Source organism: Ruegeria sp. CE9 (genome assembly GCF_056537425.1).
Map to the genome: position 1 here is coordinate 312,929 of NZ_JBQFRO010000001.1, position 15,700 is coordinate 328,628.

Sequence of the window (15,700 nt, forward strand, 5' to 3'; positions counted from 1 at the left end):
CCACAGAATCTGAGGGAGCATTGTAATTAACGAAAAATAACGAAAATAAAAGTTGACGATACGAAGCATCATGCGGCTAATGCGGTCGAAACTGCCACTTTGGGGAATCATTTGGACATGTCATCGGACAGCAACCACGCCACCGATCTTTTTGTAATCGGCGGGGGCATCAATGGATGTGGCATTGCACGGGACGCAGCAGGGCGCGGCTTGTCGGTCACATTGGCCGAAATGAACGATTTGGCCTCAGCAACGTCTTCGGCTTCGACCAAGTTGTTTCACGGTGGGCTTAGATATCTGGAGTTTTTTGAGTTCCGTTTGGTGCGCGAAGCGCTAATCGAACGCGAGACGCTCTTGCGTGCGATGCCTCATATCAGTTGGCCCATGCGTTTCGTGCTGCCGTATCACACCGATATGCGTTTCGATTCAGAAACGCCAACTTCTCGATTGCTCAGCACAGTCATGCCGTGGATGCGTGGGCGAAGACCTGCTTGGCTGATCCGGTTGGGTTTGTTTCTATATGACAATCTCGGTGGTCGAAAAATCTTGCCGGGTACGCGCTCGCTGAAATTGCGCTCGGCGCCCGAAGGGGCCCCGCTGCAGGACAAGTTCGAAACCGCATATGAATATTCGGACTGCTGGGTCGAGGATTCGCGGTTGGTGGTCCTAAATGCCCGCGACGCCGAGGCGCGTGGCGCGAAGATCATGGTGCGCACCGAAGTTCTTTCGGCGGAGCGGGTCGACGATTTGTGGAAGGTTACAATCCGGGATCGGGACAGCGGGGAAACTGAGACAGTCTTTGCCAAGATGTTGATCAATGCAGGCGGTCCGTGGGTCGGCGACATTATCCAGACCAAGATCCGGGTCAATTCCCGCGAGGGCGTTCGATTGGTACGCGGCAGCCATATCGTGACGCCCAAATTGTTCGATCACGACAAGTGCTATTTCTTTCAGGGCGAGGACGGGCGCATCATATTTGCGATCCCGTATGAGCAGGATTTTACCTTGATTGGAACGACGGATCAGGATCACTCGGACCCATCCGAACCTCCAGTTTGTACCGAGGCTGAGCAGGAGTATTTGTGTGTATTTGCATCGAAATATTTCGCAAAGCCCGTTACGCGTGAAGATATCGTCTGGACCTATTCCGGCGTCCGCCCACTGTATGATGACGGCGCCAGCAGTGCCACAGCGGCGACCCGAGACTATACGTTGAAAGTCGACGCCGAGGGCGGCGCCCCGGTGCTGAATGTCTTTGGAGGTAAAATCACAACCTACAGGCGGCTTGCGGAAAGCGCGCTGGAGAAGATCGCAGAGCATTTTCCAAATCTCGCAGGTCCTTGGACCGCAGGTGTTTCGTTGCCCGGCGGCGACTTCCCTGTGGATGGTGTACCGGATTTGATCAGTGTAGCGCGGGCCGATTTTCCGTTCCTTAGCCAGTTTTGGGCACATCGGTTGGTACGGGCTTATGGGACAGAAACTTGGGACATTCTGGGCTCAGCAAAAGACCAGGCCGATTTGGGTGAGGATTTCGGGGCAACTTTGACCGAAGCCGAATTGGTCTGGTTGATGGACAAAGAATATGCGCGTTCAGCAGAAGACGTTGTTTGGCGGCGCAATAAACTTGGATTGCGTCTGACGCCCGAGCAGATTGGCCGTATCGATGAATGGATGGCCAGTCGTCTAAGCAATTAGGACGCCCATAGAAAAACGCCCCGCAGAATTGCGGGGCGTCTTAATTCTTGATGCCAGAGTTAAGCCGTTTCTTCAGACGGTCCCGGGTCGTTCTTGTTGCCTTTGATCCACTCACGCAGGCCCTGCATGACGGCGTAGAGGACGGGAACCAGAATGACCCCGAACAAGGTCGCCGCCAGCATACCGCCGAAAACGGCCACACCGATTGCCTTCTGGCTGGCGGCACCGGCACCATTCGCAGCCAACAGGGGAACCACGCCTAAAAGGAACGACAGAGCGGTCATCATCACGGCGCGGAAACGCTGATAGGCTGCCTCGGCTGCAGCGTCCTTGATGGACAGGCCTTTGGCGCGTTGTTCCATCGCGAATTCAACGATCAGAATCCCGTTCTTCGAGGCTAGCCCGACGAGCATGATCATCCCGATCTGCGTATACAGATTGATGTCGCTGCCAACGATTGCCACCGCTGCGACCGCGCCGAACAATGCAACCGTCACTGACATCAGGATCGAGACCGGCATTGTCCAACTTTCGTATTGGCCAACGAGGAACAGATATCCGAACAAGATCGCCAACCCGAGGATCACGACGACAAGGTTACCCGATGCCAACTGCTGTTGCGCCGTACCCGTCCATTCAAAGGCATAGCCGGGCGGTAGGGCTGTTGCCGACTCCTCGGTCATGGCAGTGATTGCGTCACCCGTAGAAAGCCCGGCTGCGGGAACAGCGGTCACGGTGGCTGACCGGAACAGATTGTGCCGTTTCAGCAGGACCGGGCCCAATACGTTCTCGACGTCGATAAGCGTACCCAGCGGGACCATCTCACCTTTGTTTGAACGTACATAAAGCTCTGAGATATCCTCGACCTTATTCCGGTACGATCCTTCGGCCTGAATCATCACGCGATAAACACGCCCGAACAGGTTGAAGTCGTTCACGTAGTACGAGCCAAGCTGTGCCTGCATCGTCTGGAAAATCTCGGCCACAGACACCTGCAGGGTTTTGGCCTTTTCCCGATCCAGATCAACAAATAGTTGCGGCACGTTCGCGCGGAAGGTTGTGTAAGCCTGTGCTATCTCTGGTCTTTGGTTAGCAGCGTAAACATAAGAGCCAACCGCTGAGGCCAGATCCTGTGGCGTCCCGCCACCGGTCTGCTGAACCTCCATCTCAACGCCAGCCGACATCCCAAGGCCCTGAATAGGCGGTGGGTTAAACGCAACGATCGACGCCGCGGATTCACCGTAAGCGATCGCCAGAACCTTGTTGAGTATAGCATCCGCACTCAGGTCAGGCTCTTGCCGTTCCTCCCAGTTGGTGAGGTTGACAAAGATCGCCGCTCCGTTCGTGGTTGTGCCGTTCAGCAGCGAAAAGCCGTTGACCAAAACCGTACTGGCCACGCCCGGGATCTGCTGAATCTGCTCATCAATCCGTGCTGATACGGCTTCGGTCCGTTCAAGCGTCGCAGCGTCGGGAAGCTGGATATCGACGAACAGATATCCGTTGTCCTCTAGCGGAATGAAACCTTTGGACGTGTTACCCATGATGGTCCCGGTGCCCGCTGCGAAGGCCGCAATGACACCAAGCGAAATGACCGGCAGGATCAACAATTTGCGCACAATGGCGACATAGCCGCTTCGCATGCCGCCGATAAACGACTCGAACACGGCCAGCAGCCCTTTGGGTGGGCCTGAGCGCGCCTGCAAAACCAATCCGCACAAGGCTGGTGAAAGGGTCAGCGCGTTGATCGACGAGATCACAACAGCGGTCGAGATTGTGACGGCAAACTGCGAATACAATCGCCCGGATATGCCGGGCATAAAGGTCACCGGCACAAACACCGCAAGCAGAACCAGCGTGGTCGCGATCACTGGTCCGGTAATCTGGCCCATGGCTTTTCGAGTCGCCTCGGCCGGAGGCAGGCCTTCATCAGCGATGATACGTTCAACGTTTTCCACCACAACAATGGCGTCGTCCACAACGATCCCAATGGCCAGAACCAACGCGAACAGTGAGATCGTGTTCAGCGACATGCCAAAGGCCAGAAGGAAGGCAAACGTTCCGATTAACGAGACCGGGATCGCCACCGCAGGAATGATCGTAGCCCGCCAACTGCCGAGGAAGATGAACACCACCGTGATCACCAATATGAACGTCAGGATGAGAGTCGAGACCACGTCGTTCAGCGATTGCTCTACGAAGTCCGTCGTGTTGAATGGAACATCGTATTCGACATCCGTCGGAAAGGAACGTGACAGACGTTCAAGTTCGGCCTGAACACGTTCAGATACCGCAAGGGCGTTCGCACCGGGGGCCTGATAGATGCCGATCACTGTGGCGGGCACGCTTTCGAAATAGCCCGAGGCGGAATAGAACTGAGCCCCTAACTCGACCCGCGCGATGTCTTTGACGCGCACAATCGCGCCAGCTTCACCGGTGCGGATCACGATATCCCCAAATTCGTCGGCGGACGTCAGGCGGCCTTTTGTCTTGATCGTGTATTGAAAGGTCTGGCCCTCTGGCACTGGAGGTGATCCGATTGAGCCTGCAGAGACTTCGATGTTCTGTTCGAGGATGGCGTTGATCACATCGCCCGGAGTGATCGACAGCGCGGCCATCTTATCCGGATCCATCCAGATGCGCATGGCGTATTCCAGATTGGTCAGAACATCTGCTTTACCCACACCTTGAACTCGCGCCAGCGCGTCTTTCAGGTTGATTGAGGCGTAGTTCGACAGGAACACGCTGTCATAAGTGCCATTGGGCGAGGTCAGCGTGACCAGCAGCAACATGTTGGTCGAGGCTTTTTGCGTGACGACACCGGAAGAGGTCACCTCGGACGGCAGAGATGCCATCGCTTGCGCCACGCGGTTCTGAACGTTGACCGAGGCGATATCGGGGTCAGTGCCCACCTCGAAGGTAACGTTCAACGAATAGGAGCCATTATCCGATGACGTGGACGTCATATAGATCATGTCGTCCACACCGTTGACCTGCGCCTCGATCGGGGCGGCAACGGTGTTTTCGACGGTTTCGGCGTTTGCGCCCGTATAGGTGGCTGTCACGCTGACGACGGGGGGTGTGATATCAGGAAACTGCGCAACCGGCAGAACCAGATACCCGATCCCGCCCAGAATGGTCAGGACCAGCGAAATGACAAGCGCCAGCTTGGGCCGGCTGATAAACAGGGCTGAGAACATCAGTTATTCTCCGGCTGCTCAGACGCGACAACCGCATCAACAGCAACGCCGGGGCGCACGCGTTGCAGGCCTTCGACAATGACGCTTTCTCCCTCGCGCAGACCATCTGTCACGATAATCGCCGTGTCCACGGTATCGCCGGTCGTTATATAGCGCTGCTCGACCATTTGCTTGTCATTGACGACCAGAACGAACTCGCCACGCTGATCCCGCTGCAGCGCTGCTTGGGGGATCAATACCTGCAGAGTTGGCTCAAGCGCCTCGATCTGGACGTTGATGAACGCGCCATCGACAAGCAGCCGCTTGGCGTTCTCGAACTCCGCGGTGATCGTGATCGCGCCTGTTAATGGATCGATGCGGTTATCGACAAAGATTATTTCACCCGTTTCATCCAGTTCTGTTCCGTTCGGCAAAGTCACATGTACATTCGGGCTTTTATTGCTTTCAGCCAGCGTGGCCGGGTCCTCACCAAATTGTTCAAGAACCGACGTGAACTGCTTTTCATTCAACGAAAAATTCACATAGATTGGGGCTTCGCTGACCAGTGTCACGAGCGGCGGATTGTTGGGGCCGACCACATCACCAACGCTGGTCTCAACCCGACCGATCCGGCCTGAAAACGGGGCGTGAATCTGGGTGTAGCTCAGATCAAGCTCTGCCTGTTGGATCGCGGCATTGGCGGCTTTGACTTCGGCCTCAGCAACCAGTTCGTTGGCGCGGGCGATATCACGTTCGGATTCTGGTGTCGCATCGCGCTTGTACAGCTCTTCTTTACGCGCCAGATCGACCTTGGCCAGTTCGAGATTTGCCTGCGCCCGGTCCAGATCGGCTTTACGTGCGTCCAGTGTGGCTTGATATAGATCCGGCTCAATCGTGAACAGCAGTTCATCTTTCTCCACCGGAGAGCCATCTGCCACGTTCTGGCTATCTAGAAACCCGCTGACCCGAGCAATGATATCAACTTTGTCGATCGCCTCGGCCCGCCCGATAAACGTGGCTTGATCGGTGATCTCTTCTGTGTAAGCCGCCGCGATGGACACTTTGGGCGCCGGGGCATCGCTCTGATCTTGTGCCATCACCATTTGCGGCAGGTTCGAACATGCAATCAATGCAGCAGATACGCCGAGTGCCCTGAGATATCCGCTTGGACGTTCTATTGGTTTCTTAAATGCAAGGGACATGATGGCGCCTCGTTCAAACTAAAGATTACACAACCGGGCAACGGATGCACCCGGACGAGTCGATTGATTTTAAAGGCAGGATGGCGGGTTTATCGCAGTTACTCAAGCGTGTTGAGGCGATGAGATCGGAAGAAAGCGTTCGGAATTTCTTGCCAATTGGCAGACTTAGCCTGCGTGCGCAGGGATTTATCTGCCCGGAACGAACTGATGCGAGCACACCAAAATAGTCAACAGCATTCGCAGCGGAGACCCCTCAGGTCCCCGCTACGGCATTCATAAATAGCATTTTGTTGTTATTCACGTGTTCCTGCGAACCGATTCTGCCAATCTTCACGCTGCTCATCGGTGATCTTGGCAAACAGAACGTCGGGAACCGTGAATTCATGGCCAGCGGGCAGGGCGCTTAGTGCGGCAGAGATATCGTCAGGCCAGCTGGTATCCAACGTGTTCATAGCGCTTAGCATCTTTGCCGAGGCATCCGGAATGAACGGCGCGCTTAGCACCGCATAAAGCCGGATCAGGTTCAGACCCAGGCGCACCTGCGCGGCAGCCTGTTCCGGGTCTTCCTTGAAAGTTGACCATGGCGCTGCAGCCTGCAGATACTCGTTGCCTGCGACCCAAATCGCGCGCAGCTCTTGCGCCGATTTGCGTACGTCCATCGCTTCCATATGGCCTTCGTAAGCGCGGATGCGTTTGGTGAGTTCGTCAATCAGGTTCTGTTCCCGTTCGCCGTATGCGCCGCCTTCGGGAACCGCTTCACCGAATTTCGAGCGGCAGAATTTGGTGATCCGGCTGACAAAGTTGCCCAGCACATCCGCGAGATCCTTGTTCACTGATTGCTGGAAGTTCTCCCACGTGAACTCGCTGTCGCTGCTTTCTGGCGCATGGCTCAACAGCCACCAGCGCCAGTAGTCGGCGGGCAGGATATCCAGCGCCTGATCCATGAACACGCCGCGACCTTGTGAGGTCGAGAACTGGCCGCCGTCATAGTTCAGATAGTTGAACGATTTCAGGTGGTCGACCATCTTCCACGGCTCGCCCGACCCCAGAATGGTGGCGGGGAAGCTCAGCGTGTGGAAGGGCACGTTGTCCTTGCCCATGAACTGAACATAGCGCACATCATCCGCGCCTTTGTCGGTGCGCCACCAACGTTCCCAATCGGCATCAGACTTACCATTGGCGTCGGCCCATTCCTTGGCGCAGGCGATGTATTCAATGGGGGCATCGAACCAGACATAGAAGACTTTGCCTTCCATGCCGGGCCAATCTTGATCACCTTTCTTGACTGGTACACCCCAATCCAGATCACGGGTGATGCCGCGATCCTGCAGGCCGTCGCCATCGTGCAACCACTTCTTGGCAATAGATGTGGTCAGGATCGGCCAATCAGTCTTACTGTCGATCCAGGCATCCAATTGATCTTTCATCGCCGACTGACGCAGATACAGGTGTTTGGTTTCGCGCACTTCCAGATCGGTCGAGCCGCTGATCGCGCTGCGAGGCTCAATCAGGTCGGTCGGGTCCAGTTGTTTGGTGCAGTTCTCGCACTGGTCGCCACGTGCGCGATCATAGCCGCAATTGGGGCAGGTGCCTTCGATATAGCGGTCGGGCAGAAAACGGCCATCGGCGTTGGAATAAACCTGCTTTTCGCTGACTTCCCGGATCAGCCCGGCCTCATCCAGTTTGCCCGCGAAATGCTGGGTCAGCTTGCGGTTCTGTTCACTGGATGAGCGGCCAAAGTGATCAAAGCTCAGGCCAAAGCGCTTGGCGATTTCGGCCTGCACCGCGTACATGTCGGCGCAGTATTCCTCCACCGGCTTACCCGCTTTGGCGGCGGCCAGTTCGGCCGGGGTGCCATGTTCATCGGTCGCACAAAGGAACATGACCTCGTTCCCCCGGCCACGCTGATAGCGTGCGTACAAATCAGCTGGCAATTGCGAGCCGATCAGGTTGCCGAGGTGTTTAATCCCGTTGATGTAAGGGATCGCCGAGGTGATGAGAATCCGGGCCATAATGCGCTTCCACATATCTGTCTGCGCGCCCGTCTACCTTATGTGGCCCGCAAGCAAAAGCCCGCATTCATACCCGTTTGAATTTAGCTGGAATTCCAAGGCACCTTTGAATACGCTCAGTCAATTGCGCTGCCCGCATCGGCAATCTCACCTCGAGCGCATCGATCGTGTATGATGATAAGGCAAGCCCAGTTCAGGGGGATTTCAATATGCGAAATATATGGTCTCGCTGCAGTGCAGTCGTCGCTGTTGTATTTGGAACTGCTATATCATTGATGACTAGCGCCTTCGCCGACCAGAAAGCCGCAGATGATCCGGTTCATGCATTTGATCATGCAATGCTCTCGATCTTTCACCGAGGTCAGGACGCGCTGACCAAAGAAACCCGGCCCGTGATGATCATCGCACGAGATGTAACGGTCATGACCAAGGACGGAGAGGCGAGCTATCCAAGGGATGCGCCGGCCTATCAGCATCTGAAATCAACCTCGCACGTTGTACTGGGATTGATCGGGGCGGTGACGCCATGGCCGGATGAAGATACTGACGATGCGCGTTGGAAGGCAGAGTTTGCGAGTATCATCAAAGAAATAGACACGTTTCTTGCAGCGTTTGATGAGTTGAATATCGCCGAGGACGACGCGGCGAACCAGCGCCAAATGCTCGAGATGGCGCGCGATTTCGCTCAGGCCGCGCTCGATAAGGATCAGATCACACGCGAGGCCGTTTCGCAGGCGATCAACGACATGCGACCAATTTGGGCTGAGAATATGGAGAAATCTGCGCGTGCAGAGTTAAACGCGCTGCATTCCGCCGTGTCAGACGCGCGCGCAGCGATGAGTGAGGACGAATGGGCGAGGATGTACGTCGTGCATCACGGTGGCTCCAGCGTCAAAGACGTGAATGTTGTGCTCCTATATTTGCAGCGTGTGATGCCGGAAAAGGTCGCCGCCGGGCAGGTTTTGTTTGCTGAGAACGCACACGGAAACGATGCCCTGGCTGGATACGCCGGTTACGTCCGGATGCAGAGGCATGTTGGTGCCTGGGCGTTTGGTGATCCGGGGCGGATGCGGGTTGATCTGCTGGGATATGAGGCCGGAGCGATCTTGGATGAGATGATCCCGGCACCTCCGCCAAAGCCCGCAGACTAAAGGTTTTCTTAACTAATGCAGACAAGCGTCGCGTATTGCAGGGGTGGGCAGAAATTGGGTTTTTCAGAATTGCTGATTGCACGTAATTTTGTGCTGTGAATAACCTCTGGTTGAACCACGGAATCACAACCTCTTGAAATAGTAGTGATGACTTCCCATCTTGGGTGTATACAAAAGTATACAATAACGAGGGCAGCCTGCTTATGTTCGACTTTCTTCTAGAGGGCGCGTTTGTGCCCTTTACCCTATCTCTTGCGCTATTGTTCGGTCTGCTGGGCCTGGAACTGATCGCGTTGGTTCTGGGCGGAAGTCTGCTGGCGGGTGAGGGCGAGGTTGATCTGGATACGATCGACGCACCCGATCTGGACGTGGCCGATTTTGATCTGGATATCGACGCCGATAGCGATCTGGGTGATCTGGAGCTGGCAGAGATCGAAGCCGACGTGCCCGAGGCTGCGCCCGCTGGTCCATTTGGATGGCTGGGCATCGGTAAGATGCCGTTCATGATCTGGCTCGTCGTTTTATTTGCCGGTTTCGGCCTTACCGGCATGGGATTGCAATTGGCGTTGCGCGATCTGTTGGGTTTTGACCTGCCTTCATGGCTGGCCGCGATTCCGGCTGCGGCATTCGGCTTGTGGTTTGCACGTGGCTTCGGCGGTGTCTTCGCTCGCCTATTGCCCAAGACTGAGACCGAAGCGATGTCGGAGCGGATGCTTGCCCGACGCCGGGGCGTGATCACCCAGGGAACAGCCTCGCGTGGCCGCCCTGCCGAAGTCCGCGTGATGGATCGCTTTGGCAACACCCATTACCTGCGCGCCGAGCCGCTGCAGGACAAAGATGCGCTGGAGCAAGGTACAGACGTCCTTGTTCTGCGCGACCGACGGCGCGACCGGTTCGTTCTGGTTCGCATGTCTAATTAACCCAAAAAACTTAACCCCAATCCGGAGGATATTGCATGGAACTTCCATTCCTAGCCGTCACAATTGTGACCATTTTAGCGGTACTCTTGTTCATTGGCCTTGTGCTTGGCCGCCTTTATCGACGCGCGACCCGCGAGGTTAGCCTGGTGAAAACCGGCGCGGGAGGCAAAAAGGTTATTATGGATGGCGGCGTCATCATCGTGCCACTGCTGCATGAGGTGAGCCCTGTAAACATGAAAACCCTGCGCCTTGAGGTGCAGCGCAGCGGCGAGGCCGCGCTGATCACCAAGGACCGCATGCGCGTTGATGTGGGCGTCGAATTCTACGTTTCGGTCATGGCGACCGAAGAGGGGATCGCGCGCGCGGCTCAGACGCTGGGTGATCGTACCTTTGACGTCGAGCAGCTGCGCGAGATGATCGAAGGCAAACTGATCGATGGTCTACGCGCTGTGGCGGCTCAGATGACCATGGACGGTCTGCATGAAAATCGTGCCGACTTTGTGCAAGAGGTGCAGAATGCGGTGTCCGAGGATCTTCTGAAAAACGGTCTGTCGCTGGAATCGGTATCGCTGACTGCATTGGACCAGACGCCGTTTGAAGCTTTGGATGAAAACAACGCCTTTAACGCGGTGGGTATGCGCAAACTGGCTGAGGTGATAGCGACCTCGAAGAAAGAGCGCGCGCAAATTGATGCCGAAGCTGAGGTGGAAGTGCGTCGTGCGGCGATGGAAGCACAGCGCCAGAAGCTGTTGATTGAAAAGGACGAAGAGCAGGCACGCATCGAGCAGACGCAGCAGGTTGAGACCCTGCGCGTGGCGCAAGAGGCCGAGATTGCAGCGCGGACAGAGGATTCGGTGCGCGAGACCGAGCGTGCTCGGATCGCCCGTGAAGAAGCTATTCGTGCGGCCGAAATCGAGCGTGAGCGCAATATCCGCGATGCCGAGATTGCCAAGGAGCGTGAGATCGAAGTCGCCGAGCAAGAGCGTCAGATCATCATCGCGCAGAAATCCGAAGAGGAAAGCCGCGCACGTGCCTCCGCTGATCTGGCCCGGGCCGAAGCGACCAAGGCAACCGAAGCTGTGGCAACCGCGCGCGAAGTGGCTGAGGCTGAACGTCTCAAGCAGATCGCTCTGATCGAGGCCACCCGTGAAGCCGAACGTCAGGCCACCGCGATCCGTCTGGCTGCGCAGGCCGAGAAAGAGGCTGCTGCTGACCGCGCCGAAGCCCGTCGTGAAGAGGCGCAAGCCGAAGCGGATGCGCTGAACATCCGCGCCGAGGCCAAGAAGAACGACATGTTGGCCGAAGCAGAAGGTAAGCGCGCGATTGTCGAGGCGGATAACGCCCTGTCGGTTGAACAAATCCGCATGAAGGTTGATCTGGCACGGATCGAGACCATGCCGTCGATCATCTCGGAAATGGTCAAACCCGCTGAAAAGATCGACTCGATCAAGATCCACCAGGTTGGAGGGATCGGGGCAGGCTCTGCGGGTGGGGCGGCCAACAACGATAAACCAGTGGTCAATCAGGCGCTGGACTCGATCATGGGGATGGCGGTGCAGATGCCCGCGCTCAAGAAGCTGGGCGAAGAGCTGGGCCTGTCAATGGAGAACGGCGTCGGCGGCGTGGTTAACGGGGCGCTTGAGCCCACGGTTGAGGCCTCGGAAGTGGTTGAGGTGGTTGAAGACGACACCGCACCGACACAGCAATAAGCCATAAGGGCCGGGATTTCCCGGCCCTTTTCATTACTTCTCGCGCGATCCCTTGAGCAGCCTGCCAATCATAAAGGAGGTCCGAGGCGCATAAACATAATTCGTTCTTTCCTCGGGCGTTGGGCGAGAGCGCATCCGCGCCAATCCAAACCCGATCAGGAAGACATGGCCCAAAGCGACAAATGCAAACAGCGCGGGTGGGCCGAAGTTCTGGATCAGGGTGGAGGAAATATAGGGCGAGGCGATTGCCCCGAGCGCGTACCAGAACATCAGCGCAGCTGAGAGCTCGACCCTTTGTTCGGTTGTGGCAAAGTCGTTTGCGTGGGCGGATGAAACCGAGAAGATTGGGAAGGTGGTAAAGCCAAACAGACCGGCGGATAGCATCACCCCGAGTGTCCCAGTGCCGCCTGCAGCCATTGTAATCGCACAGCTGACGACCGCTGCGGCCGAGAGCCAGATCAGCACCCAACGCCTGTCATATTTGTCCGCGAGCCACCCCATTGGGTACTGCGCCAGCGCTCCTCCAAGGACGAAGGACGCGAGGAAGAAGGCGATCTGATCGACGCCCAGACCAACCTCTTGTCCATAAACCGGACCAACCATCCGGAATGATGCCGAGCTGAGGGCGGCCACAATTACACCTGCGACGGCCAGTGGCGAACTATTCCACGCCAGCTTTGGACGCAGGCGAGGGGCGGCAGGGGTTTCGGGCTGGCTAGCACGGGTCAGTGCGAGGGGCAGGATCGACGCGCAGCACAGGATGGCCAGCAAGTTGTAGGAAACGTACGAGGCCGGGGGTAAAACTGCGATAATCAACTGAGCACAGAGTGACGCGCCCATATCAACAATGCGATAGGTGCCCATCGCGCGACCGCGAGTTTCATTGGTGACTTTTGCGTTCAGCCAAGCCTCGATCACCGTATAGCAACCAGCGACGCAAGTGCCCGAGGCGATCCGAAGGGCGGCCCAGATATAGGGGTTCTCGGTCAACGTATGCCCGATCAGCCCCATCGCGCCCAAAGCGGTACACACGGCGAAGGCGCGCGAGTGGCCAACGCTGCCCATCAGGCGCGGTGCCCACCAGCAGCCGACAAAGAAGCCAACAAAATGTGCCGACCCCAGCAGACCGATTTGCTCGGTTGAAAAGTCAAGCGTCAGGCCCGAGATCGCATCCAAAGGACCAACGCCACCTGTTGAGAGTTGCAGCAGGATTACGGAAAGAAATAGGGCAGCAAATGAAATGATCGTACGCATGATAAGGTCAACTTGTCTCGGCTGCCACGAATTGCGCGCGCCTATTCGACGCCCTTAGGTCGTTTTTTGCCTTTGGGCCATTATTCTTGCCGTAGAATCTCGGCGTGGATGTCCAGACCTATAGTTGGATGCACAAGATCGGGATAGCCCGAAGCACCAAATTCGTTTCGATTGAGTGCGCCCACCAATCTGATCGACAACTCATCCAGATCGTCCGCCGCGCTGCCTGGTTTTCTGTATAGATCTGCCCTCAATGTCAAAGGGCGGGTGACATCGCGCACCGTCAGATCGCCGGTCACGGTTGCGCCTTCCGAGATACGGCCCGTGGGTCCCAATTGTATTTTCGTCGTGGTGAACCGAATGGTGGGATAGCGGGCTGAGTTCGACACGCTGTTGCCCAGCATTGGGCCACGCGCAAAGGGCAATTTCGTGCGTGCGCGGGTCACGTCCATCACAACATCGACCCGACTGTCTTGAAGGCGGTGCGTGTCGATGAGAATTTGCGCTGACTGTACTGGCATTGTCCCTGATTGCGCTGTGCCAGACAAACTGTAGGTAAACTCGACTGAGTTGCGCGCATTCGCCAGAACATATGGGGTTAGTGCTGCATGTGCCGCGCGCGCAAAAGGTGCTGCTGAAAGCCCCGCGATCAGTGTCCGTCGGGTAAGATCGGTCATGCCATCGCCGCGGTTCCACGCGGTCTTGAGCGTTTCATGAGCATCAGCACGATGGCGATGTTCAACCCGTTCCACAGGATACCGTTGATGAAGGCAAGTTGATAGCTTCCGGTCACGTCGTAGATCCAGCCGGACATCCAGCCGCCCAAAGCCATGCCCAGAATGGTCATCATCATCACAAAGCCCACGCGTGCGCCAGCCTCTTGCGGGGGCATGTATTCGCGCACAACCAACGCATAGCTCGGGACGATGCCGCCTTGCGCCAGTCCAAACAGCATGCTGACGACATATAGCGATACCATGCCGTTATACGGCAGGAACAGAAACAGCGCGATGCATTGCAGGACCGAACCGATCAGCAGTGTCGACAACCCTCCCAATTGGTCTGCGACCAAGCCTGAGATCACGCGGCTAACCACACCGCCCAGTAGCATCAGTGACAGCATTTCGGCTCCGACGGCTGGGCCGTAGCCAAGGCCGACGCAGTAGGACACGATGTGAACCTGTGGCATCGACATGGCGACGCAACAGCCGATACCAGCCAGCCCAAGGATGTACTGAAGGGTACGCGGCGAAAAGCCGACGCTTTGCGCTTTGATCTGTGCGGCGGCTGCGGCGGTGCTGTGGGCCTCATCCGGGACCTGGCGACGCAGGAGCAGGGACAGGGGAATGACAACGATCAGAGTGATGACGGCGAGGCTCAAATAGACCTGCTGCCATCCTTCACGTTGCAGCATGCCTGACAACAATGTCGGCCAAATTGCGCCCGACAAATAGTTGCCACTGGCTACCAGCGCCACAGCTATCCCACGGCGGCGCATGAACCAGTGTGAGATGTCGGCGATCAGGGGGCCAAACCCGATCGATGTTCCCAATCCCAGCAACAGATGCGCAACCGAAAGTAGGCCTATGTTTGGCGCAAGAGTTGCCAGCAGATAGCTTAAGGCGCTTAGCAGGGCCGCCCCGATCAGCGCTTTTGTTACCCCCAGACGATCCACCAGCCTGCCAAGCCACATATTGCCGAACGCAAAACCGATCATGGTGAGTGTGTAGGGCATCGATGCTGCGGCCCTGCCAGCTCCAAAATCGGTTTCGATGGCAGGCATCACGACGACCACAGCCCACATGCCGACATTGACCACAGTTGCGATGGCCAGTGTGATCAGCAGGCGAAGCCAAGAGTATCGGCTGTCATGGATCGGATGTGTCATTCCGGCACGCTAGGGGGCAAGTCCGGTTTTGGCCAGTCACAAGTTATGTGATCGCGGGCGCGTCTTTGGATTTGATCTGCTGCAATTGTAGCTCGGAATGAGGGGCGGCCCGCGTCACGTGCCAACTGGCCGGGGGCAGGGCGCGGGCGCGGCGGCGGGTCAGGCACCAACTGCAGGCCGCGTCTTGATAAGTCGGCTCCATATGCCAGCGCGTCTCGATCCCCTGCGCGCCGCCATCGTCAGGTGTCAGCAATAACCCAAGCGGAGCCTGCCCCGATGTGCCGCCCTGTTCGGCGGCCAGATGCATCCGCCGCACCGGGGTCAGACCCGGCGGGCCGGGCAGGTCGCCGACGATCAGCGGGGCGGCCCCGCTGCGCAAGGCTTCTTCCATGCACCACAGCAGGTCTTCGGGTTTGTCAGGGCGGATCAGCAGAAACCGGGACGGGTCGGCAAAAGGCAACATGCCCTCGGGGTGCAGTTGGGCGACCTCCCACGCCGGGGCAATCCACATCACCGGGCCCCGCATCTGCCCTGCCAGCCACAGGGCAAAGCTGCGCCGGGCGGGGCCGCAGGCCTCGTGCACACGGGCCAGTTGCAGGCTGATCTGTGGGTGCAGGGCGACCCCGGGCGGAGTGCGCGCGGGCTTGCGGCCAAGAAGATGGGTGGACATGCTGATCAACCTAGCATGTTCCT

General features: G+C 57.2%; 11 protein-coding genes. 4 read left to right on the forward strand and 7 right to left on the reverse strand.

Annotated features, from left to right (window positions below):
* Positions 1–117 precede the first annotated feature (117 nt).
* The gene (gene glpD / locus ACR0B3_RS01590; RefSeq protein WP_480807568.1) at positions 118–1,695 is read left to right on the forward strand and encodes a glycerol-3-phosphate dehydrogenase; all 1,578 of its coding nucleotides are present in this window, start codon (positions 118–120) and stop codon (positions 1,693–1,695) included.
* A 59-nt stretch (positions 1,696–1,754) separates the two neighbouring features.
* Here the strand turns inward: glpD and ACR0B3_RS01595 are convergent, their stop codons facing one another.
* From ACR0B3_RS01595 to metG, 3 genes are all read right to left on the reverse strand, one after another.
* On the reverse strand, positions 1,755–4,892 hold the full coding sequence (locus ACR0B3_RS01595; RefSeq protein WP_480807569.1) for an efflux RND transporter permease subunit: 3,138 nt from the start codon (positions 4,890–4,892) through the stop codon (positions 1,755–1,757).
* The gene (locus ACR0B3_RS01600; RefSeq protein WP_480807570.1) at positions 4,892–6,073 is read right to left on the reverse strand and encodes an efflux RND transporter periplasmic adaptor subunit; all 1,182 of its coding nucleotides are present in this window, start codon (positions 6,071–6,073) and stop codon (positions 4,892–4,894) included. Before ACR0B3_RS01600 ends, ACR0B3_RS01595 begins: the two co-directional genes overlap by 1 nt.
* Before the next feature lie 293 nt (positions 6,074–6,366).
* Positions 6,367–8,085: a methionine--tRNA ligase gene (gene metG, locus ACR0B3_RS01605; protein WP_480807571.1), complete on the reverse strand. Its 1,719-nt coding sequence runs from the start codon at positions 8,083–8,085 to the stop codon at positions 6,367–6,369.
* A 275-nt stretch (positions 8,086–8,360) separates the two neighbouring features.
* Here metG and ACR0B3_RS01610 point away from each other — a divergent pair, with 275 nt between their 5' ends.
* The 3 genes from ACR0B3_RS01610 (at position 8,361) to ACR0B3_RS01620 (ending at position 11,865) form a co-directional block, all read left to right on the forward strand.
* Complete coding sequence (locus tag ACR0B3_RS01610) at positions 8,361–9,236, forward strand: hypothetical protein (protein WP_480807572.1); 876 nt, start codon at positions 8,361–8,363, stop codon at positions 9,234–9,236.
* A 203-nt stretch (positions 9,237–9,439) separates the two neighbouring features.
* Positions 9,440–10,156 carry an OB-fold-containig protein gene (locus tag ACR0B3_RS01615; RefSeq protein ID WP_480807573.1) on the forward strand — a complete coding sequence of 239 codons (717 nt, stop codon included), beginning with the start codon at positions 9,440–9,442 and terminating at the stop codon, positions 10,154–10,156.
* A gap of 35 nt (positions 10,157–10,191) precedes the next feature.
* Positions 10,192–11,865, forward strand: a complete 1,674-nt coding sequence (locus ACR0B3_RS01620; RefSeq protein WP_480807574.1) for a flotillin family protein — start codon at positions 10,192–10,194, stop codon at positions 11,863–11,865.
* Positions 11,866–11,898: 33 nt separating this feature from the next.
* Here the strand turns inward: ACR0B3_RS01620 and ACR0B3_RS01625 are convergent, their stop codons facing one another.
* The 4 genes from ACR0B3_RS01625 to ACR0B3_RS01640 all read right to left on the reverse strand — a co-directional run bounded on the left by ACR0B3_RS01625 (position 11,899) and on the right by ACR0B3_RS01640 (position 15,677).
* A complete protein-coding gene (locus ACR0B3_RS01625; protein WP_170682916.1) occupies positions 11,899–13,119 on the reverse strand; it encodes an MFS transporter in 1,221 nt (406 codons plus the stop codon).
* A gap of 80 nt (positions 13,120–13,199) precedes the next feature.
* On the reverse strand, positions 13,200–13,796 hold the full coding sequence (locus tag ACR0B3_RS01630) for a YceI family protein (protein WP_480807575.1): 597 nt from the start codon (positions 13,794–13,796) through the stop codon (positions 13,200–13,202).
* Positions 13,793–15,007, reverse strand: a complete 1,215-nt coding sequence (locus ACR0B3_RS01635; protein WP_480807576.1) for an MFS transporter — start codon at positions 15,005–15,007, stop codon at positions 13,793–13,795. The genes ACR0B3_RS01630 and ACR0B3_RS01635 overlap by 4 nt, the downstream gene beginning before the upstream one ends.
* A gap of 43 nt (positions 15,008–15,050) precedes the next feature.
* A complete protein-coding gene (locus tag ACR0B3_RS01640) occupies positions 15,051–15,677 on the reverse strand; it encodes an ImuA family protein (protein ID WP_480807577.1) in 627 nt (208 codons plus the stop codon).
* Between the last annotated feature and the right edge of the window lie 23 nt (positions 15,678–15,700).

Bases quoted from the DNA above. Each gene is read 5' to 3' on its own strand.
- ACR0B3_RS01615 (WP_480807573.1), top strand. From the start codon at position 9,440: ATGTTCGACTTTCTTCTAGAGGGCGCGTTTGTGCCCTTTACCCTATCT.
- ACR0B3_RS01640 (WP_480807577.1), bottom strand. From the start codon at position 15,677: ATGTCCACCCATCTTCTTGGCCGCAAGCCCGCGCGCACTCCGCCCGGG.
- metG (WP_480807571.1), bottom strand. From the start codon at position 8,085: ATGGCCCGGATTCTCATCACCTCGGCGATCCCTTACATCAACGGGATT.
- glpD (WP_480807568.1), top strand. From the start codon at position 118: ATGTCATCGGACAGCAACCACGCCACCGATCTTTTTGTAATCGGCGGG.
- ACR0B3_RS01630 (WP_480807575.1), bottom strand. From the start codon at position 13,796: ATGACCGATCTTACCCGACGGACACTGATCGCGGGGCTTTCAGCAGCA.
- ACR0B3_RS01600 (WP_480807570.1), bottom strand. From the start codon at position 6,073: ATGTCCCTTGCATTTAAGAAACCAATAGAACGTCCAAGCGGATATCTC.
- ACR0B3_RS01625 (WP_170682916.1), bottom strand. From the start codon at position 13,119: ATGCGTACGATCATTTCATTTGCTGCCCTATTTCTTTCCGTAATCCTG.
- ACR0B3_RS01620 (WP_480807574.1), top strand. From the start codon at position 10,192: ATGGAACTTCCATTCCTAGCCGTCACAATTGTGACCATTTTAGCGGTA.
- ACR0B3_RS01635 (WP_480807576.1), bottom strand. From the start codon at position 15,007: ATGACACATCCGATCCATGACAGCCGATACTCTTGGCTTCGCCTGCTG.
- ACR0B3_RS01610 (WP_480807572.1), top strand. From the start codon at position 8,361: ATGACTAGCGCCTTCGCCGACCAGAAAGCCGCAGATGATCCGGTTCAT.
- ACR0B3_RS01595 (WP_480807569.1), bottom strand. From the start codon at position 4,892: ATGTTCTCAGCCCTGTTTATCAGCCGGCCCAAGCTGGCGCTTGTCATT.